At 58.1% G+C, this 23,157-nt stretch carries 25 protein-coding genes and 1 pseudogene; 12 read left to right on the top strand and 14 right to left on the bottom strand.

The features are described from left to right. Positions 1 to 220 precede the first annotated feature (220 nt). Positions 221 to 1,225, top strand: coding sequence for a GlxA family transcriptional regulator (locus tag AC2FLX_RS06595; RefSeq protein ID WP_480749104.1), 1,005 nt, complete (start codon positions 221 to 223; stop codon positions 1,223 to 1,225). Between the two features lie 9 nt (positions 1,226 to 1,234). Here AC2FLX_RS06595 and AC2FLX_RS06590 read toward each other — a convergent pair. From AC2FLX_RS06590 to AC2FLX_RS06545, 10 genes and pseudogenes are all read right to left on the bottom strand, one after another. Continuing rightward, a pseudogene (locus AC2FLX_RS06590) lies at positions 1,235 to 1,566 on the bottom strand (FCSD flavin-binding domain-containing protein); the annotation flags it as partial. Between the two features lie 475 nt (positions 1,567 to 2,041). Beyond that, the gene (locus tag AC2FLX_RS06585) at positions 2,042 to 3,067 is read right to left on the bottom strand and encodes a c-type cytochrome (RefSeq protein ID WP_496807353.1); all 1,026 of its coding nucleotides are present in this window, start codon (positions 3,065 to 3,067) and stop codon (positions 2,042 to 2,044) included. Continuing rightward, the gene (gene soxC, locus AC2FLX_RS06580; protein WP_496810041.1) at positions 3,051 to 4,322 is read right to left on the bottom strand and encodes a sulfite dehydrogenase; all 1,272 of its coding nucleotides are present in this window, start codon (positions 4,320 to 4,322) and stop codon (positions 3,051 to 3,053) included. The genes AC2FLX_RS06585 and soxC overlap by 17 nt, the downstream gene beginning before the upstream one ends. 67 nt (positions 4,323 to 4,389) lie before the next feature. Continuing rightward, positions 4,390 to 6,087, bottom strand: a complete 1,698-nt coding sequence (gene soxB / locus AC2FLX_RS06575; protein ID WP_496810042.1) for a thiosulfohydrolase SoxB — start codon at positions 6,085 to 6,087, stop codon at positions 4,390 to 4,392. 97 nt (positions 6,088 to 6,184) lie between these two features. Then, positions 6,185 to 7,036, bottom strand: coding sequence for a sulfur oxidation c-type cytochrome SoxA (gene soxA, locus AC2FLX_RS06570; protein WP_496810043.1), 852 nt, complete (start codon positions 7,034 to 7,036; stop codon positions 6,185 to 6,187). Between the two features lie 70 nt (positions 7,037 to 7,106). Next, entirely contained in the window at positions 7,107 to 7,436 is a 330-nt protein-coding gene (soxZ, locus tag AC2FLX_RS06565; RefSeq protein ID WP_480749099.1) for a thiosulfate oxidation carrier complex protein SoxZ, read from the bottom strand. 33 nt (positions 7,437 to 7,469) lie between these two features. After that, positions 7,470 to 7,886 (bottom strand): thiosulfate oxidation carrier protein SoxY, encoded by a 417-nt coding sequence (gene soxY, locus AC2FLX_RS06560; protein ID WP_496810044.1) that lies wholly within the window; start codon positions 7,884 to 7,886, stop codon positions 7,470 to 7,472. Positions 7,887 to 7,928: 42 nt separating this feature from the next. Next, positions 7,929 to 8,402 carry a sulfur oxidation c-type cytochrome SoxX gene (soxX, locus tag AC2FLX_RS06555; protein WP_496810045.1) on the bottom strand — a complete coding sequence of 158 codons (474 nt, stop codon included), beginning with the start codon at positions 8,400 to 8,402 and terminating at the stop codon, positions 7,929 to 7,931. Positions 8,403 to 8,578: 176 nt separating this feature from the next. Then, positions 8,579 to 9,157 carry a thioredoxin family protein gene (locus tag AC2FLX_RS06550; protein WP_496810046.1) on the bottom strand — a complete coding sequence of 193 codons (579 nt, stop codon included), beginning with the start codon at positions 9,155 to 9,157 and terminating at the stop codon, positions 8,579 to 8,581. A 17-nt stretch (positions 9,158 to 9,174) separates the two neighbouring features. Beyond that, positions 9,175 to 9,912: a cytochrome c biogenesis CcdA family protein gene (locus tag AC2FLX_RS06545; protein WP_496744579.1), complete on the bottom strand. Its 738-nt coding sequence runs from the start codon at positions 9,910 to 9,912 to the stop codon at positions 9,175 to 9,177. Between the two features lie 93 nt (positions 9,913 to 10,005). On the opposite strand from AC2FLX_RS06545, the gene AC2FLX_RS06540 reads away from it, so the two are divergent. The 3 genes from AC2FLX_RS06540 (at position 10,006) to AC2FLX_RS06530 (ending at position 12,027) form a co-directional block, all read left to right on the top strand. Then, positions 10,006 to 10,383: a hypothetical protein gene (locus AC2FLX_RS06540; RefSeq protein ID WP_480749094.1), complete on the top strand. Its 378-nt coding sequence runs from the start codon at positions 10,006 to 10,008 to the stop codon at positions 10,381 to 10,383. A 141-nt stretch (positions 10,384 to 10,524) separates the two neighbouring features. Then, complete coding sequence (locus AC2FLX_RS06535) at positions 10,525 to 10,863, top strand: ArsR/SmtB family transcription factor (RefSeq protein WP_480749093.1); 339 nt, start codon at positions 10,525 to 10,527, stop codon at positions 10,861 to 10,863. 108 nt (positions 10,864 to 10,971) lie between these two features. Then, positions 10,972 to 12,027 carry a YeeE/YedE family protein gene (locus AC2FLX_RS06530; protein WP_496810047.1) on the top strand — a complete coding sequence of 352 codons (1,056 nt, stop codon included), beginning with the start codon at positions 10,972 to 10,974 and terminating at the stop codon, positions 12,025 to 12,027. A gap of 7 nt (positions 12,028 to 12,034) precedes the next feature. Here the strand turns inward: AC2FLX_RS06530 and AC2FLX_RS06525 are convergent, their stop codons facing one another. Further along, the gene (locus AC2FLX_RS06525; RefSeq protein WP_480749091.1) at positions 12,035 to 12,928 is read right to left on the bottom strand and encodes a zinc ABC transporter substrate-binding protein; all 894 of its coding nucleotides are present in this window, start codon (positions 12,926 to 12,928) and stop codon (positions 12,035 to 12,037) included. A gap of 89 nt (positions 12,929 to 13,017) precedes the next feature. Here AC2FLX_RS06525 and AC2FLX_RS06520 point away from each other — a divergent pair, with 89 nt between their 5' ends. From AC2FLX_RS06520 to AC2FLX_RS06500, 5 genes are all read left to right on the top strand, one after another. Then, positions 13,018 to 13,497 carry a Fur family transcriptional regulator gene (locus AC2FLX_RS06520; RefSeq protein WP_496810048.1) on the top strand — a complete coding sequence of 160 codons (480 nt, stop codon included), beginning with the start codon at positions 13,018 to 13,020 and terminating at the stop codon, positions 13,495 to 13,497. After that, on the top strand, positions 13,494 to 14,243 hold the full coding sequence (locus tag AC2FLX_RS06515) for an ATP-binding cassette domain-containing protein (RefSeq protein WP_496744571.1): 750 nt from the start codon (positions 13,494 to 13,496) through the stop codon (positions 14,241 to 14,243). The genes AC2FLX_RS06520 and AC2FLX_RS06515 overlap by 4 nt, the downstream gene beginning before the upstream one ends. Then, complete coding sequence (locus AC2FLX_RS06510) at positions 14,243 to 15,037, top strand: metal ABC transporter permease (RefSeq protein WP_480749088.1); 795 nt, start codon at positions 14,243 to 14,245, stop codon at positions 15,035 to 15,037. The genes AC2FLX_RS06515 and AC2FLX_RS06510 overlap by 1 nt, the downstream gene beginning before the upstream one ends. 75 nt (positions 15,038 to 15,112) lie before the next feature. Beyond that, complete coding sequence (locus tag AC2FLX_RS06505) at positions 15,113 to 15,250, top strand: entericidin A/B family lipoprotein (RefSeq protein WP_480749087.1); 138 nt, start codon at positions 15,113 to 15,115, stop codon at positions 15,248 to 15,250. 845 nt (positions 15,251 to 16,095) lie between these two features. Continuing rightward, on the top strand, positions 16,096 to 16,551 hold the full coding sequence (locus AC2FLX_RS06500; RefSeq protein ID WP_496810049.1) for a type II toxin-antitoxin system Phd/YefM family antitoxin: 456 nt from the start codon (positions 16,096 to 16,098) through the stop codon (positions 16,549 to 16,551). Between the two features lie 26 nt (positions 16,552 to 16,577). Here AC2FLX_RS06500 and AC2FLX_RS06495 read toward each other — a convergent pair whose 3' ends face one another. The 3 genes from AC2FLX_RS06495 to lepA all read right to left on the bottom strand — a co-directional run bounded on the left by AC2FLX_RS06495 (position 16,578) and on the right by lepA (position 20,400). Beyond that, positions 16,578 to 16,820: a PA2433 domain-containing protein gene (locus AC2FLX_RS06495; RefSeq protein ID WP_480749085.1), complete on the bottom strand. Its 243-nt coding sequence runs from the start codon at positions 16,818 to 16,820 to the stop codon at positions 16,578 to 16,580. Between the two features lie 748 nt (positions 16,821 to 17,568). Then, on the bottom strand, positions 17,569 to 18,597 hold the full coding sequence (locus AC2FLX_RS06490) for a hypothetical protein (protein WP_496810050.1): 1,029 nt from the start codon (positions 18,595 to 18,597) through the stop codon (positions 17,569 to 17,571). A gap of 3 nt (positions 18,598 to 18,600) precedes the next feature. Further along, a complete protein-coding gene (gene lepA, locus AC2FLX_RS06485; protein WP_496810051.1) occupies positions 18,601 to 20,400 on the bottom strand; it encodes a translation elongation factor 4 in 1,800 nt (599 codons plus the stop codon). Between lepA and AC2FLX_RS06480 the strand changes: the two genes are divergently transcribed. From AC2FLX_RS06480 to AC2FLX_RS06470, 3 genes are all read left to right on the top strand, one after another. Beyond that, positions 20,383 to 21,567: a hypothetical protein gene (locus AC2FLX_RS06480; protein ID WP_496810052.1), complete on the top strand. Its 1,185-nt coding sequence runs from the start codon at positions 20,383 to 20,385 to the stop codon at positions 21,565 to 21,567. The two genes, lepA and AC2FLX_RS06480, sit on opposite strands and share 18 nt — an antisense overlap. A gap of 173 nt (positions 21,568 to 21,740) precedes the next feature. After that, entirely contained in the window at positions 21,741 to 22,055 is a 315-nt protein-coding gene (locus tag AC2FLX_RS06475) for a hypothetical protein (RefSeq protein ID WP_480749081.1), read from the top strand. Between the two features lie 118 nt (positions 22,056 to 22,173). Next, entirely contained in the window at positions 22,174 to 23,139 is a 966-nt protein-coding gene (locus AC2FLX_RS06470; protein WP_480749080.1) for a LysR family transcriptional regulator, read from the top strand. Positions 23,140 to 23,157 lie beyond the last annotated feature (18 nt).

Genomic DNA, 23,157 nt, shown 5'->3' with positions numbered 1-23,157 from the left:
AGGATTACACGAGTCTTAGTGCCGCCTCTGAGGGGCCGCAAGGCCCGCAGATAGAATTCCTGCGTTTCGGATGTTTCGATGTCTGTCGCAACTCTGTTGCAAGACGTCGCAACGTTGACGATCGGCATTCGAGTTACCAGTTTAGAGAAGCCCAAACGACGTCACGTCACACAATCGCGGCGCAGACCGATCTGATGTCGCCAAAACCGGTGTCGAAATCATGTCACGAGATCCTTTTATTCAGAAAGGAGCGTCCGCCAATCTCAAACTTGCTTTTGATGGGCCTCCGCAAAAGTTCTGCTTTCTGCTGCTTCCGCGCACCACGATGCTTGCCTTGGCTGCAGCAATCGAACCGTTGCGCATCGCTAATCAACTGACCAAGAAACAGCTTTATACATGGCACACAATGACAGAAACCGGCGAGCCGATAACCTGTTCCAACGGGTTGCGGATTACACCGGACAAAGTACTGGAACCACTACCTTCTGACGCGCTGGGATTTGTCTGCGCCGGGGTCGAGCCGGAACGGAGCTACTCGCCAGCAGTCCTGAATTGGCTGCGCAAGGAATACCGGTTTGGCCGGTCGCTGGGCGGAATTTGCACGGGTGCATTTGCGTTGGCGAAGTCAGGGTTGCTTGAGGGACGGAGATTCACTCTGCATTGGGAAAACCAGCCCGGTTTCGTCGAAGCGTTTCCAAACCTGACACCGACGCCGAATATATTCGAAGTTGATGGGCGCATCACCACGTGTGGTGGAGGAAACTCGGCCATTGACATGATGCTGGCCCTGATCGAACAGCGTCATGGGGTGGAACTGGCGATCATGGTCGCGGACATGTGCATTCACATGCGATCTGGAAACCGATCACCGCAGCGATCGGCACAATCCGTAATCATCGGCAGCCGAAACCCTGCGCTTCTCAAGGCGATCCAGTTGATGGAAAAGGAGTCTGAAGATCCTCTTTCAAGCATCGAACTGAGCGAGCGGCTCGGCATATCGAGACGCCAGTTGGAACGGTTGTTCAAGCGGTATCTACAGCAGGGGCCGATGGCCTATTATCTTGATCTGCGCCTGTCCCGGGCATTTACATACCTCAACGAAACTAACATGACGGTGGCCGAAATTGCAGCAGCTACCGGTTTTGCCAATACCAGTCACCTGTCGCGACAGTTTCGCGCCAAATACGGTGCGCCGCCGCATTCCTTTCGCAAGGCGTGGTCGTAGGTTCGTGACCTAGCCAAACATATCCGCGGTGATACCTGCGTACCAGCCAACGCTTTCCTCGTATGTGGCCCGCCGCAGTTCCGCCCCTTCTCCGGTCTGGCTGATAAAGCCGTCGTCCTTTGTGATTTCTCTTCGGTCGCCTCATAAGTCGCGCCAACCTTGACCCCATCATTGGTATCGATTAGCGACCAGCAGGTGTTCGAGAACTTCACCAGGAACGGCTTTCAACCCGTAAGCGCCGCGCGAACAGCCATGGCCGCGACTTTAGCCTGCGAATTGGCGGAAAACCCGGATTTGCGCATGTCACATTGCGCGCCCGCGTCACCCAGAACACAGATATTCTGCGCGGTCAGGTCCCAGCCTTCGACAGAACCACCGACGAAACCGGTCCCGGGCGACAGGACCGGCCGGTCATAACTCAGCGTTCCGCCTCCTGAAAGGGTCACGGCTATGGCATCCGTGGAATCTTTGGCGATATAACACGCGGTGGTTGCCCCACCTGCACCACCGCCGACCACGATGACGCATGCTTTTCCCTGAACCATACAATCGCGGCGTGCGCGATAGTTGCCTTCGGAATAAGCGAAATCATCGAATTGGGCGATAATGCGATCAAAACGTTGTTCAGATGCGGGCGGTGCCTTCTTCGGCACCGTGCTCGGCGTTTTCACCCACTTGGTGGCAGCTTCCGCATTTCTGGAGGAACAGCCGCTCGCCCCGTCAGACGTCGCCGATCGCGATCGCTGTTTCATCAGCCTGAGCGGACATGTTGAATACCACCCAGACCAACAATGCCACTGCTGTCCAGCGCATTGTTCAGTTCCCGAAGCTTTGGATATAGGCGATGACCGCCTCGACATCCTTTTCCTTCTTCAGTCCGGCAAAGGACATCTTGGTGCCCTTCATGTAAGCTTTTGGCTTGGCTAGAAACGCCGCCAGCTCCTCCTCAGACCAGATTAGGCCACCCTCGGCGGCTGTTTGCAGGGCCTTGGAATACTTGAAACCGTCGGCTCTCGCAGCGGCGGCTCCGACAACTCCATTCAACGCCGGTCCAACCTTGTTCTGCGCACCTTCTCCGACCTGGTGGCAGGCTTTGCATTTCTTGAATGTTTTCTCACCATGTTCAACCAAAGCCGGATCAAGGGCTGCTTCCTGAACCGGTTCATCCACGACCGGTTCGGACGGCGATGCTTCCACAGCTTCACCTTCCTCTTCAGGCGTTACATCCAGCACCATGGCGCGCATGGTGATCTCAACGCTGTCCTTGCAGTTTTCCATGCAGGGTTCGATGTCCCAGAAATGCGCCTCGGCCTCCTCCCGATCATCGACGATGAACCCGTTCGCATTGGGCATTTCGACTTCAAGGAAGTTCTCGTTCGACAGGACGAAATCATCCTCGACCAAGTCGTTGGAGTAAAGGATGTAGGCCACTATTGCATAGGTATCGTCCACGCTCATTGTCTGGGCGTCGCCGAATGGCATGGATCGATGGACATAGTCCCACGCGGTCGACAGATAGGGCCAATAGGACCCAACTGTCTTGAGCGGGTCCTTGTCGGCAAGAGTGCCTTCACCGCCTGCCAGCTTGGGCCAGTTGTCGACGCCTTCGGCAAAATCGCCATGGCAGATAGCGCAGTTGTCAGCAAATACCATTTCGCCGTCTTCCACTGAACCGGATCCCGCAGGCAGGCCGGTACCGTCTGGCGAGACGTCCAAATCCCAGGCAGCAATTTCCTCGGGCAGTGCCGGGCGGCCAAGACCATATGTCCCAGCCAATACCGGCGCGGCGACACAAACAGAGCCAAGCACGGTTCCGACAAGAACATTAAGAAACTTCGACATTCTCGGCCTCCCCATTCGCCTTGACCCACCAGGTCTGGATGCAATTGTTGTGGTAGATCGAGTTTTCGCCCCGCACCTCGCGTAATTGCGCCTTGCTGGGTTGCACATATCCGGTCGAATCTTTGGCGCGCGCTTGCAGCAACATTTCAGAACCATCCCAGTTATAGTCGAGATAGAACCGCGTCAGCGCCTTGTCGGTGCCCGGCGCGGCCAGACGAGCGGGCATCCAGTTCTTGCCACCGTCAAGCGACACATCAACACCCGTGATCGCGCCTCGGCCCGACCAAGCCAATCCGGTGATCACCAAGGGCCCCGGACCATGGGTAATCGGCGCCTGCGGACTCGGCGACGTGACTACGGATTTGGCGTCCATCACCCAGGTCCATTTGCGGCTGATCCCATTGGCCAGAGTATCGGTGTATTTAGAGGTTTCTTCGCGACTTTCCACTGGACCTTCTGTCACTTCGACCCGGCGCAGCCACTTGATCCACATGTTCCCTTCCCAGCCGGGAACCACAAGACGGACAGGATAGCCGTGTTCTTTGCGCAGCGCTTCGCCATTGGCCTTGAACGCCACCAATACGTCATCCATAGCCTTATCCAGCGGGATCGACCGACCGTTCGAACTGGCGTCCGCACCTTCGACATAGACCCACTTGCCTTCCAGCTTCACTCCGGCCTCTTCCAGCAAGGTGCGCAACGGCACACCGGAGTACTCCATGTTGTGTATCATGCCATGAGTGAACTGCGCGCCATTCAGTTGCGCACCGGCCCATTCCATCCCGGTATTGGCGGCACATTCACAGAAATAGACGTGGTTTTCGCGCGGAAACCGTTCCAGGTCGGCATAGGTGAATACCAGTGGTGTATCCACCAGACCGTTGATCATCAGCCGGTAGTCCTGCTTGCTCAACTCGATGGCACCGGAATGGTGGCGTTCAAACGCGCATCCTTGAGGCGTTATGGTGCCGTCAAGGGCATGGATCGGAGTGAAATTGATGGAACTGATCGTATCCGCCGTCAGCCATTCCACGTTCCGGCGCACGACGTCAGATTCAAACTGTATAGGCAATCCGTATGGGGTGACATCCACGCCTTCACCTGTCGAGCGCGCCCATTCCTGAATTTCCGTGATCAGCGGGTCAGGCTCTGCCGCCTGCACCACACCCGCAGAAAACGCCCCTGCCCCGGCAGCAGCAGCGCCGGTAAGAAACTGACGGCGGGACGGGGCGTTTTTTAGGAAGTTCTCACTCATCTCAAACTTGCCTCCTTAAACTTCATCACACCTGTTGTCTTGGGTGCGTAAATGAGCTGGCGGGCGCTCAGGCACCCACGACATTGACCGAGTTTTTGGGGTTGACCGTGACGGTTTCCTGCTTGCGGATGTGGCTCTCTACCACGTCCCATATCATCGGACCTTCGGTGCCTTCGTTGACGCTGGCCCATCCGGCGACGACATAAGTTTTGGCTGGATCGATCGCCTCACCGGTCTTGAGTAGCGTCATTTCACTGATGCGCTCGCCCTGCGGTTTGTTGATGTCGATCCGGTACCCCATCCCACCGATCCGCACCATATCGCCGCCCTGCTGGTAATATGGGTCAGGGTTGAAGATGTTGTCGGCCACGTCTTCGAGGATGACCTTGATAAACTCGCCAGTCATCTCTGACCGATAGGCCTGCCCGTAACTCATCGAGGTGACGTTCCAGATATCTTCGCGGGTGATATCGTCGCCGGGAACAAGGCTCGGCCCCCAACGAACGCCGGGGGACATGGCGATATCGGCCTCTCGTTCCGAGATCAGCGCGTCGCAGATCAGATCGTCCCAGGTGCCGTTGAAATTGCCGCGCCGGAAAAGCAGCGAGTCGGTCTTGCCAATCACCTCGGCCAGATCGGCAGCAAACGGTGCGCGCTGTTCTTCGATCAGCGCCGTCATCGCCGGGTCGGGCGCAATTACGTTTGAAAAGACTGGAATCAGTTTGTGGCGCAGTCCCATCAACTGGCCATCGCGCACATCCATGTCTACCCGGCTGACGAACTTGCCATTCGATCCGCTCGCGATGATATGGGTCTTTTCGACCAGCACCGGGTCGGGAAGCGCATCATGCGTGTGGCCTGACAGGATCACGTCGATCCCCTGCACTTTGCCCGCCATCTTCTTGTCGACGTCAAAGCCGTTGTGGGACAACACGACCACCACGTCGGCGCCGTCGGCGCGAACCTCGTCCACCGTGGCCTGCATGTTTTCATCGCGTATGCCGAACGAATACTCGGGAAACATCCAGCGTGGGTTGGCAATGGGCATATAGGGGAAAGCCTGCCCGATTACGGCTATCTTGGCCCCGCCACGTTCGAAGAACTTGTAGGGCTTAAACAACTCGGCCGGTTCGTCCCATTCGGCATCGAATATGTTCTGTCCCAGTGCGGCAAAAGGCAGGCTTTCGACAATCTCGTTCACCCGCTCGCTGCCCAAAGTGAACTCCCAATGGAAGGTCATGGCATCGGGCTTTAAGGCGTTCATGACGTTGACCATGTCCTGACCCTCGGTCTGGAAGCACGTGTAAGATCCGTGCCATGTGTCCCCGCCATCAAGCAGAAGAGCATCAGGTCGATCGGCGCGAATGGCGTTGATGACAGTAGCGACACGATCCATGCCACCCACGCGACCATAGGCCTTGGATAGCGCCGAAAAATCATCATACGTCAGGGCATAAGCCGACGCGCTTCCATCTACGATCCCGTAGGTCTTGCGGAAATCTGCGCCGGTAATGTGAGGCACGTATCCCTTGTTTTCTCCAACGCCCAGGTTGATTTCGGGTTCACGGAAATATATCGGCTTCAGCTGGCCATGAATGTCCGTGACATGGATCAGGCTGATGTTTCCGTAGGTTTCGAACTCCAACAACTGGTCCTGCGTCAGGCTTTGCTGCGCGGCCAGTCGGGCCCAGTTGCCGAAACCCGACGCCCCCACAAGGGCCGAAGCCGCCATTGAGACCTGAAGAAAATCACGACGCGAGATCATCTGGACCAACTTTCCCTATAAATATTGATTGCATTCGCTTTATTGAATTTGTTGATACGGAAAAACCCCGCGTACAATGACGCGGGGTTTTTCGGTTTCAGTTACGGACAGACGGACCTTCGACCGACAAGCCATTGCCGCGCGAAGCAACGTAAAGCTCCAGAGCGACGAACTCATCGCTACCCGGTTTGAAGGTCTCGGCACGGGTGTCACGCACACAACCCTTGAAGCGTGCGTGTGCATTGTTCAACTTGGCATTTTTTAACCGATAGGTCGGGAACCCGTTGATTTGCCCCTGACTCAGGTGGTCGGCACGGATCATGTTGCCATAGTTTTGTTCGTGGCAATTGGCGCAACTCAACTCCAGCTGGCCGTACCGCGTATAGTATACTTCCTTGCCCTTCTCCCAGGTTTCCCGGGCGGGGCCGTCGATGGCCACGTTGACCGGCATTCCTCGGGATTGCACAGAAATCAGAGCTTCCATAGCGGTCATTTCTCCGCCGTCATACTTCCATTTTTCCGCCCCCATCTGGTTCTCGCGGCAATCATTCACCTGCATCACCAGAGTGCGGACTTCGCCTGCTTTTTCATTCCACTTTGGATACACGGCCCGCACACCGGCCATGCTCTCTTCGACAGCTCCATGACAGGACGCACAGGATTTGCCTTCGCTTCCTTCGACCGTGTCCCACGCTTCCTGCGCCTGATCCACAAACACCATTGCGGGATTGTCAAAATCATCCATCTGAAGCGCCTGAGTTTCATCCGAACGAAAACGCCAACCCGAATAAATCTCATCCATTGCATCGGAAAGATGCGCCGGAGCTGCAGTTTTTGTGACCATCTCGATCTCGCCATTCACAACGAGGTTGTCCTCGTCAGGACCGGCACCCGCTGCCAGCGGCGCGGCGACCAATGCGGCAATCGCACTCATTGCCTTGAAATTCATTCAATATCCTCCCTTGGGTGGTCGGCCGCGCCGGTTCCGTGCGGCATGGCCATTGTTCTCGCGCCATGTATCAGGCGATGGCGATCGACTTTTTCTCGTCGTAGACCGAGCCGTCATCGTCATGCCAGGTAAAGGCAAACTCCCCTGCCTCCGGCACGGTCGCCTCGAACTGGAAATACGGATTGGTCGAGATTGCCGGTTCCATTTTAACGTCAATCACAAGCTGCCCGTTGAACTCGCAGGTGAAGCGGTTGATGATCGAACGCGGAATGACGTTGCCTTCTTTGTCCTTCCGCTGACCACTTTCCATCTTGTGGCTGATCAGAGTCTTGATTGTCACTGCTTCGCCCGCAGCCGCGCTTTTCGGGACCTTGACGCGGGGTTTAACACCAGATGCCATTGTGAATTCTCCTGTTTATCGGATGGACGGCAATCAACCGCCGCACCCCCCGATGGTCACTTTCACGGTCGCGCTGGCCTTGGCGAATGAGCCGTCGGCCAGTTTGGCGATTGCAACAACATCCTGCGTTTCCGCCAGACGGATGCGCGTAGATGCCGCTTGCGCCCCGGCCAATGGCCCAAAGTTGAAGGTCGCCACGCCCGGTGTCGGATTGCCGGTAGCCAGAACCATGATCGCCGATGCGCCCGGCGCCGACACCTCGATCGGAACGGTATTGCCATTCTCTGCGATTTCCGGTGCGGTCAGGGTTACTCCGGCATCCGCAAGTTCGACGCCTCCGGTGAATTCCGCAATCAAATCCTCGGCCGCCGCATTTGCGCGGAACGGGAGGACCGAAAGGGCCGCTGCGCCTAGGGCAAGGCCCAAGGTGTCACGACGTGTGAATTCCATCGTTATTCTCCTTTGCATGCTGAAAGACACAGGCGACGCGCCTCACTCTTCCTTCAGGGTCGCCAGGAATGCGACCACATCCTCGATATCCTGCGCGGCCAGGATAGGCGGCAGCGGCCCTTCTGGCGCATTGCCCGTATAGGCGTCACCTGGCCGAACGAAGCCGTCCGTTTTATAGAAAGCAGGCATGACCGTTCCTTCGAAGGTCATCTTCGCATTTGAGACGAGACCGCGAAGCTCGGCTTCGGTCCAACGATCCCCTACGCCGTCAAGCGACGGGCCAACTTCACCTTGGAAAGGCACGTCGGGCAGGGCTGAAACCTGATGGCAGGCAACGCAATTTCCCATGGATTTTTCGCCTACTACCATCGCACCGTTGGACGCGTCGCCGGGCTTTCCGGTCAACGAAGCCTCGACAGCGCCATCCTCTGTGAAAGCAACGTCGTTGGGGCCGGTTTCTGCAAGCGCGGCGCCTGCAACCACAATTGCGGCCAATGTCAGTGAAGCAGTTTTCATGTGTCCTCCCCTTGGCTGCCGCGCAGGGCGCGGCGAAACTCGCTTTGCATACCGTAGGCCACCGAACAGATGGAACGCAACAACAAATTCATGTTTGTGAATTTTTTGTTTTATTTCACGCCTCAGCCGTGAATTCGATTGAAAATTCTGTACAGAGTTCTTTCAGCCCGCGCATCTCAGCGTGTATCACCATCGTTTCGTTCACGAATCATGCGGGCGTGATAGCGCTGGAAATCTTCCTCGGACTGATCCAGATAGCGCTCCTCGGCAACCCAGGTCAAAAGATCCAGCGTGGTTCCCGGAGAAAACGCCCCGGGCATAACGGCAACCGCCTGTTCCGCTGCCGAGCGTTCGGCGTCCATCTCGACTGGCAAAAAGATCATTGTGGGCGTGAACAAAACGCCCCATCGGCGGGTTGCCTGTTTTTCCGACAAAACCTCACCATCGACATCGACGATTTCGGTATCTCCATGCAGGTTGATCTGCACCGGGAAATAGGTGTCCTCCAACATCGCCATCACCCGCGGGTCGGGGAAAGTATTGTCGTGCATATCCTTGCAATACAGACACCCGCGCTGCTCTACCAGCAGCAGCAAGCGCTTTCCTTCGGACTGGGCCTCGGCAAAATCCTCGCTCAGGTCCTTGAATGTATCCCGCATCCAGTCTGCCTTATGCAGACCGTCATCACCCAGTTCAGCACTCAACACGGGTACAGCAAGCAGGGCGGCAAAAAACACGGCAACCAGTCTTGTCATTTCTCTCTCCTATTAATTCAACCTATGCTGGCAAATCCTGGAACCCACCGGATCATTGCATCGGCGATCAAATTGACCCCGCCGGTTGCAATCAGCACAGCAAACAGGATCAGCATCGCGCCCATCGCCTTTTCGACCCAGGCAAACGCGGCGCGGTGACGCTGCACCCATGCCAGAAACGGTTTGGCGAACAACGCGGCGATTACAAATGGCGCCGTCATGCCCGCTCCGTAGACGAACAACAAAAGCGCGCCGCGCCAAATATCCCCCATCCCCGAGGCAATCATCAGGATCGATGCCAGTGCTGGCCCCACGCAGGGCGTCCAGCCGAACCCAAAGGCCAGCCCCATCAGATAGGCCCCGAACACAGTGGACGCCTCGGCCGAGCTTTCCAGCCTTGCCTCGCGATAGAGAAAGGGAACTCGGATTATTCCTAGAAAATGCAGGCCGAATACCAGTAGAACCGCCGCTGCAATATAAGACAGCGCGTCGATGTGCTGCCCAAACAGCTTGCCCAGCGCAGTGGCCCCCATCCCCAGCAGCATGAATATAGTCGTCACGCCAAGGGCAAACATCAGAGCAGAAACAAGCAGCCTCTTCTGCGCGCCAGAGGCAATCCTGCCATCGCCGCGCAACTCTGCAATGCTCAATCCACCAAGATAGGACAGGTAAAACGGGACCATTGGCAGAATGCAGGGCGTAAAAAAGCTGAGCAATCCTGCGGTCAATGCTCCGACCAGAGAAATTTCAAGCATTGCACCATCCAAGCAATTGGCAGGCCAAACGGCAGGTTGCAAAATTCATACATTCAAATTATATTATGGGAAAGATCAGGTCAACAACTGCACATGCTGATACGCCGCCTCTTGCTTTCGATTGCTTTTGCTCTGCTGTGGGTCCTTCCCGCAGCGGCCGCTGAGTTGGTGATGGTCGAACAGAAAGGGTGTAGTTGGTGCGCCCGTTGGGACGCCGAAATCGCGCCGATCTATCCAAAAACGCACGAGGGCAAGTTTGCTCCATTGCGCCGTATCGACATCCGCACCGTGACTGATGAGTTGCAGATCAATCGCCCCGTGTCCTTTACCCCCACCTTTTTGTTGGTCGACCAAGGCCGCGAATTGGCGCGGCTCGAAGGATACCCTGGTGAAGATTTCTTCTGGCCGCTGCTTGAACGGTTGCTGGTCGAGTACACGGAGTTCCGAATCGCATCCCTGGCAGGTGGGTGAGCCCGAACGGTCGCGCATTTGCAACAATATTGGACTTGTAGCTGGAAATGTCTGGACAAGAAGTGTAACGGATTTGACCACTGGACCGAGGCGGAGGGGAGCCGCTCGAAGCGTCCACTGGGAATGTAGGGAACTCGAAAGATGGCGCTGCCAAAGTTTTCAAGCGATATGGCCGAAGACGAACTCGACAAGATGGTCGATAATGCGACCAAGGCGTCGAATTTTCTAAAGGCAATCAGCCACGAGGGGCGGCTGATGATCCTGTGCCATCTGGTGTCCGGCGAGAAATCCGTCACGGAACTGGAAGAGTTGCTCGCGGCCCGTCAGGCAGCAGTCTCTCAGCAATTGTCGCGCTTGAGGCTTGAAGGGCTGGTTGTACCGCGCCGCGATGGCAAGGCAATCTATTACCGTCTTGCTGACGACCGCCCCCGGCGCATGCTGGAAACGGTTTATGACCTTTTTTGCAAAGACACTGACTGAAAAACTCGGTTTCTGCCAGCGCACCCAGCTTTTGTGACCGCTTGCGGTGGCCGGGCTATTTCTGCATGCTCCAAGTCAATTCCACATGCGATCAAGGGGAGATGGTCCATGTTCGAGTTACTGACCGACCATCAAATCGTCACCGCTATCGGTTTCGGCGGCGGCATTCTGTTGGGTCTGGCCGCCCGATTGGGGCGGTTTTGCACACTGGGCGCCATTGAAGACCTGCTCTATGGCGGCTCTGACCTGCGACTGCGGATGTGGGCACTGGCCATCGGCAGCGCCGTGATGGGAAGTTTTGCTCTGGCCGCACTCGGTCTTTTTGACCCTGGCAACAGCTACTACCTGTCTATCCGTTGGAATCCTTTGGCGTCCATTGTCGGCGGTCTGATGTTCGGATACGGCATGGCGCTGTCCGGCAATTGCGGTTTCGGCGCGATTGCGCGGTTGGGCGGGGGTGACTTGCGCGCCTTTGTTATCGTGCTGGTCATGGGGGTATTTACCTATGTCACACTTAGCGGCCCACTGGCCCCGATCCGAAACTTCCTGTTCCCCCAAATCCCGGTGTCTGGTGAAACCCTGCCCGGCCTTGCCCATCACGCAGCCAACGCGACTGGTCTGCCGTCAAATACCATCGGTCTAGCGATGGGTGCAGCGATTTGCATCGCCGCCCTGTGGGCGCCGTCGCTGCGGCAAAACCCGAAATCCATCTTTTGGTCTTTGATTGTGGCGCTTGCCATTGTGTCCGGCTGGGCCGGAACTTTCTGGGTTACTCAGCACGGGTTCGAGGCACTTCCCGTCGTTTCACACAGTTTCTCGGCCCCTCTTGGGGAAACAATTCTCTTCGCCATGACCGGCAGTTTGCGCCCCCTCTCCTTTGCTGTGGGATCGGTGGCGGGTGTCTGGACCGGTGCGTTGATTGGATCGATGATCCGGGGCCATTTCAGGTGGGAAGCCTGTGAAGATCCGCGTGAGTTGCGCAGGCAAATTCTCGGTGCCGCAATCATGGGGATCGGAGCGGTGCTGGCAATCGGCTGTACCGTCGGTCAAGGCATGTCCGCGTTCAGCGTGCTGTCACTCAGCGCACCGGTCACGTTTGCCGCGATCTTCGCAGGGGCAGCGCTTGGACTGCGGCAGTTGATCGAAGGTTTCCGGATCGCCTGACAGCCAGTCAGTTGCCATTGGCGCAAGCAAAAAAACTGTCTTTCATCTGGTTCAGAATAGCGGAATACATCCCCACGCCGGGTTCAAGCTTTGTTCCCAACGGGTCGAGGATATACACACTCACCTCAGCTTCCTCGGCCACGGCATCCACCAACCGTGTGTCAAATTGGGGCTCGGAAAATACGCAAGTCACGGAATTTCCTTGCACATGTTCCCGAACTTCCGCCAGGTGCGCGGGGCCGGGAGAACCGGCGTCTCCGAGGGTGATCGATCCGGTGTGGTTGAGCGAGAACCGTTGTTCGAAATACTGATAAGCATCGTGATACGTCACAAATGGGCGATCCTGCATCGGGGCAAGATGCAAGGAAATATCCGTCTCCAATTGTATCAACCGTTTTTTGGCCACCGCCGAGTTACGCTGATATGTCTCCGCGTTTTCCGGATCGGCCTCGGCCAACGCTCTGGCGATGTGGTCCACCCAAACCTGCGCATTACGCGGATCCAGCCAGGCATGGGGGTCTATCCCTTCGTGACCATGCCCGTCATCTTCTTCGTGCGCCTCGCGAAGCTCGTGCAGGATGGTTCCATCCATTTCCAGCAATTCCAGTTGCTCCGCATCACCTGCCAGTGCCGCCAATGGTTTCTCCATCCAGGGCGTCAGGCTCTCTCCGATCCAGATCACCAGATCTGCCGACTGCAGCACACGCGCCTCTGACGGGCGCAGCGCATAGGCATGAGGCGATACTCCGGGGCGGATGATCAGTTTTGGCTCTCCTACGCCTTCCATAACCTGCGCAACCAAAGAATGAACCGGTGCTATGTCCGTTGCGACGACCGGCACTTCAGCCGCTACGGAACCGGCATAGAAGGGCAACGTCACCAGGATCGGGAATCTAAACATGGCGCCTCAGTTGATATGTTATTACATTCAGGTCAGCTTGATAGTTCCGACGTTATAACATATCAACCACTAAAATGACGGAGAGCCCCTTGACCGCCATAGGATTTCACAACCACGATCACGGCACCTGCATTGCGACCGCGTTGCATGAAGCGGAAGCGAAATGCCGGCAACAAAAATTACAACTGACCCCCGTCAGGCGTCGCGTACTGGAAATCCTGCTGGAAAAGCACCGTGCGATGGGGGCCTATGACATCCTCGAAATCCTCGCGTCTGAGAGGTTGGGTTCGCAACCGCCAGTCGCGTATCGGGCACTGGATTTCCTTGTGCAAAACGGCTTCGTCCACCGAATCGAACAGTTGAACGCCTACACCGCCTGTGCCCACCCCACCCATGACCACATCCCGGCCTTTCTGATCTGCCGAGAATGCAAGGCTGTAGCCGAAGCTGAAACGGAACTGAAACAAGGCCGGTTGGGTACCGCTGCGGACAAGACCGGGTTTGTCATCGAACGTGTCGTTGTCGAAGCCGAGGGTCTTTGCCCCACTTGCGCAACAGGTGTGGCATGAGCCCTCCGGTCATTGCCGCCGAGGGCGTCAGGATCGAGTTGGAGGGCCGCACGATCCTTGACAATATCGACGTCGCAATTTCGGCGGGTGAAATCGTCACCATCGTGGGACCAAACGGGTCGGGCAAATCCACCTTTCTGAGGGCCTTGATTGGCGCGGTACCCCTGGCGCAAGGACACATTGTCCGGGCACCTGGGCTGCGCATCGGATATGTACCCCAAAAACTTGCGTTGGATGCGGCCCTGCCGATGACCGTAGAGCGCTTCCTGAGCCTGCCCCGGCGCATCGCGTCCACGATAGCTTTGGATGCGCTTGAACGAGCCGGAGTTTCGGACATCCGACACCGCCAGATGGCAGATCTTTCCGGCGGCCAGTTCCAGCGTGTTCTTTTGGCGCGCGCCCTGCTGGAAAGGCCGCAACTGTTGCTGTTGGATGAAGCAACACAAGGCCTGGATCAACCCGGTTCCGCCGCGTTCTATGAGCAGATCGAGCAGGTTCGGCACGATTTGGGATGCGCGATTTTGATGGTCAGTCATGATCTCCATGTCGTCATGGCCGCATCAGACCGCGTTCTGTGCTTGAATGGCCATATCTGCTGCGAAGGTTCTCCGCGGATGGTTGCCGACGCGCCGGAATACCGCGCGCTTTTCGGAAGTGGCACCAAGGGAACCATGGCACTTTATCGGCACGAGCACAGCCACTCGCATGATCACGACCACCCGCACTCGCATGATGAGACGCACTGATGCTCGATGATTTCATGGTTCGCGCAACTCTCGCCGGATTGGGCGTCGCAGTCGCGACCGCCCCCTTGGGCTGTTTCGTTGTCTGGCGCCGGATGGCCTATTTTGGAGAAGCAACGGCCCATGCCGCGATCCTGGGCGTGGCGCTTGCGCTCAGCTTTTCTTTACCACTTTTACCCTCAGTGATCGCGGCGGCGCTTGCAATGGGCCTTGCAATTACTGCTTTCCGCGGCCGCGGATACGCGATGGACACGTTGCTGGGAGTTATGGCCCATACCGCGCTGGCAGCGGGAATGGTAGCGGTGACCTTGCTTTCGGATGTCCGCCTGGACCTTAGCGCGTTCCTGTTCGGCGACATTCTCGCCGTAACCCGCGCCGACCTCGCCGCTATATGGGGCGGGGCAATACTGATCGTCGGAGGAACCGCATGGCGCTGGTCTGCTCTGCTGGTGTCCACGCTAAACCCGGACCTCGCCCGCGCTTCGGGTGTGAATCCAAGGCGTGAGGAGCTGTGGCTGACGCTTTCCCTCGCCCTGACGGTTGCTGTTGCAATAAAGGTCGTTGGGGTCTTGTTGATCGCCGCTTTGCTTGTCATCCCGGCAGCGGGTGCACGGCCCTTGGTCAGAACGCCAGAGGCCATGGCCATGACCGCAGCTCTCCTCGGCGGTATGGCTGCCGTGGGTGGGCTAGGCGCAGCTTATCTTGGTGATGCTCCGGCGGGGCCTAGTATTGTTTGTGCTGCGGCGCTTTTGTTCATTTTGACAGCTTTGTTTGCGCCGTTGTTTCGACAGAAGTGACGGCAGCGCGACAAAGCTGGATTTGTTGTACAAGAGGTGCTACGGGATCGGCAAACAGAAGAAACGGAGAGCAGCATGATCCGCGCGATTTTGGTTGGCATTGCCCTTATTTCATTGGCCGCTTGCGAGACCGCCAAGGGGGCGGGGCGTGATGTACAGAAGGCCGGGGACGCAATCGAGGATGTGGCCGAGGATATTCAGAAGAAATTCTGACCCCGGCTCCGGGCAACCGGACGGCCTGTTGCCCTGACGCCTCATTCAACAAAATATGGTCACCAAAACCGCATGGCCCGCAATATGTGGTTGTACCAGTCCCGCAAACCGGGTAGCCATGGCATCACAGGTGCATGGACGCGGTAATGCATCAGCAGACGCTGACGACGGGGATTGACTGCTCATGCAGTTGATCCCCGTTTCTTTTCAATGGGTTACGAGTGGTGGCCTGTATGATCCCGACCTGAAAAAGGAAAAGGCGTCAGGTGCTCAGACGCGGTCTTCGCATGCATCCAGACGGATACCCCTGACGCCTTAGTGGCCTGGCTTCCTCCGAAAAGTACACCTGACCGTTTGCCCCGATCCCGAAGGACCGGTGCCGCCGCATGAGACCCGAGGGCCCCCACACGACCCGCACAACCCTTATGAAAAACCGATCCTTCGCCATGAGCCCGAAGACCCCTCGCGACCGACCTGTTCCCGGTAAGCCTTTGCGATGAAACGCAAATCCTAAGACCTGCCTTCCGTCAACTCCGACCCCCTTGGCCTGTGCGTCCCGCTCCGGTTCCTAAGAACCCTTGCGATGGACCAACTGTTGCACCGGCCCTGCCGCCAGACAAGAAAATAGCACTGCAGCATGAAAATTAGACGGGGATAACGTGTTGATATCCACTTGTACGAATATGTGGACAACCTGAAAACCGGTGCTGCCACGCGCGGTTAAAACTGGAAAAACCGGGGCACCTTTTCTGCGCCTGAAAATCGCGTCTTTCTGCAGGTGCAAAGGCGATCGTACGCCGCGGCAGGGCCGAATTTACCGAAATGTCCCAGTTTCAGACCCCCGGTTGTCCGAATCGTACAAAGGAGATTCGCCCATGCTCATCCCGATTTCCCGCGCCCGCGCCGAGCTGAGCCAGCTTGTGACCCGCGCCCAGGACCCGCGCGAGGTGATCATCCTGACCCGGCGCGGGCGGGCGCTGGCGGCGCTGGTTTCGATCCCCGAGGCAGAGCGCATCTGGGACCTGTCGGACAACGAACAGATCGGCTGGCGGCACCCGCTGAGCGGGCTGCGCGGCTGGTGGTCGCGCGGCAGGGGCATTCCGGGGATGGAGCCGGGGCCGGACGGCACCTATGTCACCGCGCGCGAGGCGGCGCTGCGGGTGCGCGAGGTGCAGATGACCCGCGCCGAGGAACGGCGCATCCTGCAGCGCGGCGGGCTGGACCCGGTGGAGGGCGGAGAGGTGATGCAGCGCGACCAGATCCGGTGGTGGCGCCGATTGATGGGTCGCGCGGCGGGGTGACGCCGCACGCCCCCATGATGCCGGTGTCAGTTGAGGCCCAGCATCTCTTTGGCCTGGGCCAGCGTCTCGACCGAGGCGCTGTGATCGCCCGCGTCATGCAGTTGCTGCCCCTCGTCGCGCCATGCCTCGACCTGTACGATCTGCTCGTCGGTCAGGTCGGTGCCCGCATCCAGCGCGGCGTTGATGGCGGCAATGTCGGTGGGGCATTGCCCGGCAAGGGCGGGCATGGCCAGCAGGCAGAAGGCGGCAGCGATTGTCAGATGTTTCATCAGGGTATCCTCCCACAAAGGTGTCGGAATGATACCACTTTTCCGGCGGGCGGTACTGCGGACTTTGGTCGGAGGGTTTGGGATCGGCGGTGGTTGGCTTATGAGGGGTAAGGCCCGTCCTGGAAACGGTCCAGAGGACCGTTTCAGGGCCGAACGGGCGGAGCGTCATTAGTGATCCGGTAGCGTAGAGCGGGCTTCAGCCCGCCAATATGTGCCGCCAATGCATCGGATTGGCGCCTGTTGCTCGGGTTGGATGGCGGGCTGAAGCCCGCCCTACGGAGAAAAATGCAACGGGCGTGGGCAGAACCGAGGGCCGCGACCGGGCGGAGGGGGTGAGGCCCGTCTTGGAAACGGTCCAGTGGACCGTTTCAGGGCCGACCGGGCGGAGGCCCGTCAGTGATCCGGTAGCGTAGGGCGGGCTTCAGCCCGCCAATATGTGCCGCCAATGCATCGGATTGGCGCCTGTTGCCCGGGTTGGATGGCGGGCTGAAGCCCGCCCTACGGAGATAAATGCAACGGGTGTGATCGGAACCGAAGGCCGCGAACGGGCGGAGCCCCGGGGCGCAAACGCGCCGCCCGTTTTGCCGGAGGCAAACCTTTGGTTTGTTTCGCCAAAGGCGAACCTTCGGTTCGACGGGCGGGTCATGCCGGAGGCATGCTTTCAGCATGACGCGGCCCGGCGGTGCCGCCGGGCGGGTGGGTTGAAATGTGGGTTTAGAGGACCAAGTGGAGCTTAAGCAACTGGTCCTTAGCTAGAATGTGGAAATGCGTTCCCGCGCCCAAGCGTGGCTTCTATTCTGGCTTTGATCAATTCTCTATTGCTTTCGTGGTCTTGCTGCCATCGAATTTGATTGTATTGCCTGACGTCAAAATGAACGACGTTTTCCGTGTCAGCAACTTCTTGTTGCACACACCAGATGATTGGACGTCCCAACCCCGCCGCAAAACCAGCTTCAAAGTAGACTCCGCCTCTTGGCGCTCCGACCGTGTCGGATTTTGACCACTCTAGAGGTTTAGCAAGTCCACAAGTCACATCGACTAATACGGCTTTTGACTTTCGAATTTCAGCCAGAATCATCTCATCAATCCGCTCATTGTGATGAGTTTGATCAATCCTTACACAGTTGTAGCCAGCGCCTTCGATCGCGGGTTTTACAGCATTCTCGTAGAATGAATTTACCTCAGCGCTTCCGAACCACATCGCAACAAATATCGAGTCGCCGGAATTGCTACTTATCCCCAAGCTTTCGATGAATTCATAGCCTTCGAGCGTCAGGTAGCATTCATTCTTTTCGATGCGAGCTAAGCCATGCCTTGCGGCAAAATCAAAATACTCCAAAACATATGGCTCAAACCTCTCATCGGGACGAGTTTCCTGCCAAGCTAGGGCGACAACATAGTCCCAATCTGGATCGTAGTTTACAAAGCCATGGGTAAAAACGGACTCACCCAGGATTGGGACTTTATGTGCCGCCGCTTTCAGAAGTAGATTTAGGTTATCTCGGTAAGTGCGTGGCTTAAGTACGCTCGCCCCCACCTTAAGATCATTAGAAGTGATTAGAAATATGCCACCATTGATGTTTGCTTCCAAGATTGCCTGAGACAAGGCGGCTCTTTCTTGATCCTTATCTTCACCCCAGCTTCGCATCATCGCAAGAGCGGTGCCAGTTATCTTGTAATGACCCCCGGCTCGGAAAGACACAAGTTCATTATTGTCGCCGTGGCTGATGCGAGGCTCCGCTTTAGTTCCCCAAATAGGGCAAAGAAAATCAGACACGCGTCAACTATCCATCTTCAACGCTGAAATAAACGCCTCCTGCGGGATATCGACCTTCCCGAACTGGCGCATCTTCTTCTTCCCCGCCTTCTGCTTGTCCAGCAGTTTGCGTTTCCGGGTGGCGTCGCCTCCGTAGCATTTGGCGGTCACGTCCTTGCGCAGGGCGGACAGGGTCTCGCGGGCTATGACCTTGCCTCCGATGGCGGCCTGGATCGGGATCTTGAACATGTGGCGCGGGATCAGGTCCTTGAGCTTTTCGCACATCGCGCGGCCGCGCATCTCGGCCCGGTCGCGGTGAACCATGGTCGACAGCGCATCGACCGGTTCGTCATTCACAAGGATCGACATCTTGACCAGATTGTCCTGACGGTAGCCGGTGAGCTGGTAGTCGAAGCTGGCATAGCCCTTGGTCACCGATTTCAGGCGGTCGTAGAAGTCAAAGACGACCTCGTTCAGGGGCAGGTCATAGACGACCATGGCGCGCTGGCCCGCATAGGTCAGGTCCATCTGGATGCCGCGGCGGTCCTGGCAGAGTTTCAGCACGTCGCCGAGGAATTCGTCGGGCACAAGGATGGTGGCCTTGATGCGCGGTTCCTCAAGGTGGTCGACCTTGGACAGGTCGGGCATGTCGGCGGGGTTGTGCAGTTCGATCTTTTCGCCGTCCTTCATGAAGACGTGATAGATCACCGACGGCGCGGTGGTGATCAGTTCGATATCGTATTCGCGTTCGATGCGGTCGCGGATCACCTCGAGGTGGAGAAGGCCCAGAAAGCCGCAGCGGAAGCCGAAGCCCAGCGCGGCGGAGGTTTCCATCTCGAAGCTGAAGGAGGCGTCGTTCAGCGCCAGCTTGTCGATCGCGTCGCGGAGGTCTTCGAATTCGGCTGAATCCACCGGGAAGAGGCCACAGAACACCACCGGCTGCGCCGGTTTGAAGCCGGGCAGCGCCTTTTCGGTGCCGTTGCGGTCATTGGTGATGGTGTCGCCAACGCGGGTGTCGCGGACCTGTTTGATCGAGGCGGTGAGAAAGCCGATTTCGCCGGGGCCAAGCTGGTCGACCACCTGCATCGCGGGGCGGAAGACGCCGATGCGGTCGACATGGTGCAGGGTGCCGTTCGACATGAACTTGACCCGCATGCCCTTTTTCAGCACGCCGTCCATGATGCGGACCAGAACGATGACGCCGAGATAGCTGTCGTACCAAGAATCCACCAGCATCGCCTTGAGCGGCGCATCAAGCGTGCCCTTGGGCGCGGGCAGATGCGCGACGATGGCCTCCAGCGTTTCGTGGATGCCCTGCCCGGTCTTGGCGCTGACCCGGATGGCGCCGGATGCGTCTATGCCGATCACGTCCTCGATCTGTTCGGCCACGCGGTCGCAATCGGAGGCGGGCAGATCAATCTTGTTGAGCACCGGCACGATTTCATGATCGGCGTCGATGGCCTGATAGACGTTCGCCAGCGTCTGCGCCTCGACCCCCTGGGTGCTGTCCACAACCAGCAGGGAGCCTTCGACCGCGCGCATGGAGCGGCTGACCTCGTAGGCGAAGTCGACATGGCCGGGCGTGTCGATCAGGTTCAGCACATAGGCCTCGCCATTGTCGGCGGTATAGTCGATGCGGACGGTGTTGGCCTTGATGGTGATGCCCCGCTCGCGCTCGATATCCATGGCGTCGAGCAGTTGTTCCTTCATGTCACGATCCTGCACCGTCCCGGTCTCCTGGATGAGCCGGTCGGCAAGGGTGGATTTGCCATGGTCGATATGCGCGACGATGGAGAAATTGCGGATATGAGCGAGGTCTGTCATGTTCCGCGTATTAGCGGGTTTTTTAAGGCGGTCAAGGTGGAGAACGACGGCGCACCGACCCTGAGCAACGAAACGATTGATACTTGGCTGCTGAGCGCCGATGAAATCAAGCTGCGCGATGTTCTGAGGCGCAATGCCCTCCGGTCGGTGCCTGCGGCGGCTGCGGTTGCGTTGCACCTGTCGGGCGACAACAAGGTGCAGCGTCTGAATGATTTTCTTTGCTCATACCTGCGCCTTCTGGTCAGCGTGGTGGGGTATGAGGGCAAGGATTTGCCAAAGACGTTGGGGCGTCGTGGCGAAGAATTCGACCGCGCCTTTAGAGAAGAGGTCGGCGCGTTTGATTTTCGGTTCGGCGCGATTGGCGAGGCCGTTTTGGCGCTGAGCGGCGAGCGCGCGCCGGAGCCTTGCTGTCGTGCTTCGATCAGCAGATTGAACAACTACTTTCGCGGCGCGGCCAATGCCGATGGTGATCTTCGCAATCTGGCCACAGAATACCTGCATCACGCGCTCAACGACGATTTCAACGCAAACAATCCTTTCCTTCTGAAACTGTGGTTGCTGGAAAGCCCTCATGCGTCCAAACGCGCAGCATTTTTCTTCGACATTGTCGCACGTGAAATCGGGACCGACTGGTTTCAGAACTGGTACGCCGGTTTCCTTGATGGCAAACCCCTCGACTGGGACTTGCAGCGCCGTGTTGCGCTGATCGACGATGCCGTTTGGGAGGCCGGTCCCGAAGCTGTCGCTGGCGAAATCGAACAAATTCAGGCGCGGTGGGACGTCGAAAAAGCCTTATCGGACATGAAAGACAGCCTGACGGTTCGAACGTCTGCGCGCCACGGTATCGGAGGCAACAACCCTCCTGAGAGCATCGAAGATGAACGTTTGTCCGGCGCGATAACCTTGATCTGGGAAGCCACCGAAGAACTCTCGACGGCTTTGGAAGAGGAACGCCCTGCTCGTGAGCGGATTGAGGCTATTCTTGCTAAGCTTAAATCTGGGTTGGCAAGCTTTCTCAAATGGTGCGCAGGCAAAGGCGATCTTGCGGTCGATACTTTGATCAAGTGGGGTATTCCGGCGACCGGAGCGGGGTATGCTGCAACGTATCCGGAAAAAATCGAAGCGTTAATCAAGGCGATTGAAAGGTGGCTCCCCTTCCTGTCCTGACCGGTGCCGGGCTGAAGCCCGGCCTACGGGGGATGGTGGGAATGTATCGTTTCCGGATCGAGTAATCACTTTTTCGCAACGTATGATTGATCCACGCGACCGTTTAATTCATACTTTGCCCACGGCCGAGAGGGGCACAGATTCCTCCGGGCAGGCAAAACGAGAGCAGAGTCATGAAACATCTCTTTACCATCGCATTCGGCGCAGCCTTGCTGGCATCGGCGATTCCGACCGCCTCTGCGGCGCGCGGCGACATCCAGCGGGCCTGCATGGCCTCGGGCAGTCAGGCGGCAACGCGTCAGCGGTGCAACTGTATTCAGGGCGTGGCCAACGACACCTTGTCACGCGGCGACCAGCGCACCGTGGCCAAGTGGTTCACCGACCCGCATCAGGCGCAGGAAGTGAAGATGTCGAAAACCGCCGAGGACGACACACTGTGGGAGCGGTATGAGGTCTTTGGGCAGCTGGCGCAGGCCGCCTGCCGCTAAGGTTTGATCCCAGTGTTGACGGGTTTGCCCGGCCACCCCAGTGCGGTGTGCCGGGTTTGAGTGCTTGACCTGACGCCGGGGGCCTTTCAGAAATGGCGCAGCGGAAAGGGACGGTTGAATGGTGATCAAGGGTGTGACCCTGCGGGGGCTGGAAGTGTTCGCGGCGCTGGCGCGCACCGGCTCGGTGGCGCAGGCGGCCGAGGTCACCGGGCTCAGCCAGCCATCGGTCAGCCAGCAGCTGCGCAATCTGGAACAGGCGCTTGGCGTCGATCTGGTCGATCACACGCGGCGGCCGATGCGGCTGACGCAGGCGGGGCGCGGTTTCCAGACCCGCGCCGAGGCGGTGCTGTCGGAACTGCAACAGGCCCAGAGCGAGCTGATGGTGATGGATCTGGGCCACCTGAGCATGCTGTCGATCGGGCTGATCGACGATTTCGACAATGACCTGACGCCGCGGCTGGCGACGTTGCTGGCCGACAGCCTGACCCGCAGCAAGTTCAAGCTGGTCACCCTGCCCAGCCTCGAAATCTTCGAGGCGCTGGCCTCGCAGCGGCTGCATCTGGCGGTCTCGGCCCATAGCGGCGAGATGCTGGAAGGGGTGGTGGAATATCCGCTGGTCAACGACCCCTTCATTCTGGTGGCGCCCAAAGGGGCGGTTCCCGAGGGCGGCGATGTGGCCGGGGCGCTGGCGGACCTGCCGTTTCTGCGCTATGCGCGCGAGCAGCTGATCAGCCGCCAGATCGAGGCGCAACTGGCGCGGCACAAGCTGGAATTCGAGGAGCGGTTCGAGATCGGCTCGCATCTGGCGCTGATGGCGATGGTGGGGCGGCGGCTGGGCTGGGCGCTGACGACACCGCTGGGATATATGCGCGCCGAACGGTTCCACGACGATATCGACGTGTTTCCGGTGCCGTTCGGGGATTTCTCGCGCCGGATTTCCCTGTACACCCGGTCGGACTGGTCCGATCAGGTGCCGCGCGACGTGGCCGAGATGATGCGCCGCCTGATGCAGGCGCATATGATCGATCCGGCGGTGGCGCGGCTGCCGTGGCTGAACGACCGGCTGACGATCATTCCGGGTTAGGTGTTCAGGCCTGGGGGC

It is taken from the genome of Ruegeria sp. YKSF57 (assembly GCF_059612585.1).
Note: the sequence above shows the minus strand (reverse complement) of the source record. Positions and strands in the feature narration are given on the sequence as shown.

Coding starts and splice junctions, on each gene's coding strand:
- AC2FLX_RS06595 (WP_480749104.1), top strand. CDS start 221: ATGTCACGAGATCCTTTTATTCAGAAAGGAGCGTCCGCCAATCTCAAA.
- AC2FLX_RS06585 (WP_496807353.1), bottom strand. CDS start 3,067: ATGTCGAAGTTTCTTAATGTTCTTGTCGGAACCGTGCTTGGCTCTGTT.
- soxC (WP_496810041.1), bottom strand. CDS start 4,322: ATGAGTGAGAACTTCCTAAAAAACGCCCCGTCCCGCCGTCAGTTTCTT.
- soxB (WP_496810042.1), bottom strand. CDS start 6,087: ATGATCTCGCGTCGTGATTTTCTTCAGGTCTCAATGGCGGCTTCGGCC.
- soxA (WP_496810043.1), bottom strand. CDS start 7,036: ATGAATTTCAAGGCAATGAGTGCGATTGCCGCATTGGTCGCCGCGCCG.
- soxZ (WP_480749099.1), bottom strand. CDS start 7,436: ATGGCATCTGGTGTTAAACCCCGCGTCAAGGTCCCGAAAAGCGCGGCT.
- soxY (WP_496810044.1), bottom strand. CDS start 7,886: ATGGAATTCACACGTCGTGACACCTTGGGCCTTGCCCTAGGCGCAGCG.
- soxX (WP_496810045.1), bottom strand. CDS start 8,402: ATGAAAACTGCTTCACTGACATTGGCCGCAATTGTGGTTGCAGGCGCC.
- AC2FLX_RS06550 (WP_496810046.1), bottom strand. CDS start 9,157: ATGACAAGACTGGTTGCCGTGTTTTTTGCCGCCCTGCTTGCTGTACCC.
- AC2FLX_RS06545 (WP_496744579.1), bottom strand. CDS start 9,912: ATGCTTGAAATTTCTCTGGTCGGAGCATTGACCGCAGGATTGCTCAGC.
- AC2FLX_RS06540 (WP_480749094.1), top strand. CDS start 10,006: ATGCTGATACGCCGCCTCTTGCTTTCGATTGCTTTTGCTCTGCTGTGG.
- AC2FLX_RS06535 (WP_480749093.1), top strand. CDS start 10,525: ATGGCGCTGCCAAAGTTTTCAAGCGATATGGCCGAAGACGAACTCGAC.
- AC2FLX_RS06530 (WP_496810047.1), top strand. CDS start 10,972: ATGTTCGAGTTACTGACCGACCATCAAATCGTCACCGCTATCGGTTTC.
- AC2FLX_RS06525 (WP_480749091.1), bottom strand. CDS start 12,928: ATGTTTAGATTCCCGATCCTGGTGACGTTGCCCTTCTATGCCGGTTCC.
- AC2FLX_RS06515 (WP_496744571.1), top strand. CDS start 13,494: ATGAGCCCTCCGGTCATTGCCGCCGAGGGCGTCAGGATCGAGTTGGAG.
- AC2FLX_RS06510 (WP_480749088.1), top strand. CDS start 14,243: ATGCTCGATGATTTCATGGTTCGCGCAACTCTCGCCGGATTGGGCGTC.
- AC2FLX_RS06505 (WP_480749087.1), top strand. CDS start 15,113: ATGATCCGCGCGATTTTGGTTGGCATTGCCCTTATTTCATTGGCCGCT.
- AC2FLX_RS06495 (WP_480749085.1), bottom strand. CDS start 16,820: ATGAAACATCTGACAATCGCTGCCGCCTTCTGCCTGCTGGCCATGCCC.
- AC2FLX_RS06480 (WP_496810052.1), top strand. CDS start 20,383: ATGAGCGAGGTCTGTCATGTTCCGCGTATTAGCGGGTTTTTTAAGGCG.
- lepA (WP_496810051.1), bottom strand. CDS start 20,400: ATGACAGACCTCGCTCATATCCGCAATTTCTCCATCGTCGCGCATATC.
- AC2FLX_RS06475 (WP_480749081.1), top strand. CDS start 21,741: ATGAAACATCTCTTTACCATCGCATTCGGCGCAGCCTTGCTGGCATCG.
- AC2FLX_RS06470 (WP_480749080.1), top strand. CDS start 22,174: ATGGTGATCAAGGGTGTGACCCTGCGGGGGCTGGAAGTGTTCGCGGCG.